1 protein-coding gene is annotated in these 1155 nt (G+C 54.8%); it reads left to right on the top strand.

The window, feature by feature from the left end; genetic code table 11:
* Nucleotides 1-192 precede the first annotated feature (192 nt).
* A partial coding sequence (locus L579_RS22945; RefSeq protein WP_036628244.1) for an IS110 family transposase occupies nt 193-1155 on the top strand: 963 nt, incomplete at its 3' end.

The raw sequence follows: 1155 nt of genomic DNA, 5'->3' as shown, positions 1-1155 counted from the left end.
AACTGGTTAGCTACCCGTTACACGAAACGGAGGCAGCTTGTCGCGCCGCTTAAGACTCGATCTTGTGCCGTAGCTTAAAGCCCTCCGTTTCTCCTTTCACGCCAGCATCTACTCTGAACGGTAACCAGAAGCTCTGACTTCGTATGTACAAGGCAAGATGGCGTGATGGTTCATGTGAAAGGGAGCTGTCTTATGATTTATCTCGGTATTGATGTCAGTAAAAACAAACTCGACCTCTGCCTGTTGCCCGGCAACGGGAAAAAGAAAACCAAAACCCTCAAAAATCATCCCGACGCCGACCGGGAGATAAATGACTGGTTAATCAGGCAAAAATGCCATCCTGAACAGGTGATGGTGGTGCTCGAAGCGACCGGCATTTATCACGAAAACGTCGCCTTCGGTCTTCATGAAAATACCCCCGTCACAGTCTGCATCAGCAATCCTCAGCGGGTCAGGGAGTTCGCCCGTGGAATGGCTATCCTGACTAAAAACGACTCCGTTGATGCTTACATCCTGGCCCGTTATGGCGAGCTGAAACAGCCTGATGCCTGGGTGCCCCCCTCCCCGGAGGTCCGTAAACTTCGGGAGCTGGTGCGTCTGCGGGACTCACTTCAGGCTGATGTCCAGCGGGCGGAGAACCGACTGGAAAAGGCCCATTCAACCCGCACAGCGCCTGAAATCATTGACTCGCTGGAGAGAACCCTGAAAGCCCACAGGGACGAGCTGAAGCGTATTGAAGCGCTCATCTCAGACCACACAGATAATCATCCGGGTCTGAAGGAAGACCGTGAGCTGCTGGAATCGATAAAAGGAATAGGCAGCGTGGTGGGCACGACAATGCTGTCGGTGTTGCGTTCGTGTCCGTTCCGGAGTGCTTCACAGGTCGCTGCGTGGCTGGGTGTGGTACCGGTGGAAAAAACGTCCGGTAGCTCAGTCAGGGGGCGTGCGCGGATGTCAAAAACAGGCCCGGCAGACGTAAGGGCAAAACTGTATATGGCGGCGATCGTAGCGATCAGGTGGAATGCCCCGGCGAAGGCGCTGTACCAGAGGCTAATCGCGAAGGGCAAAGCCAGCAAGGCTGCGCTTGGAGCGGTGATGCGCAAGCTGGTTCATCAGTGCTTCGGGGTGCTGAAAACGCGGATGAAGTGGGATGAA

It is taken from the genome of Pantoea sp. AS-PWVM4 (assembly GCF_000468095.1).
In the GTDB taxonomy this organism is placed as follows: domain Bacteria; phylum Pseudomonadota; class Gammaproteobacteria; order Enterobacterales; family Enterobacteriaceae; genus Pantoea; species Pantoea phytobeneficialis.
This window is presented reverse-complemented; position numbering and strand designations above follow the sequence as displayed.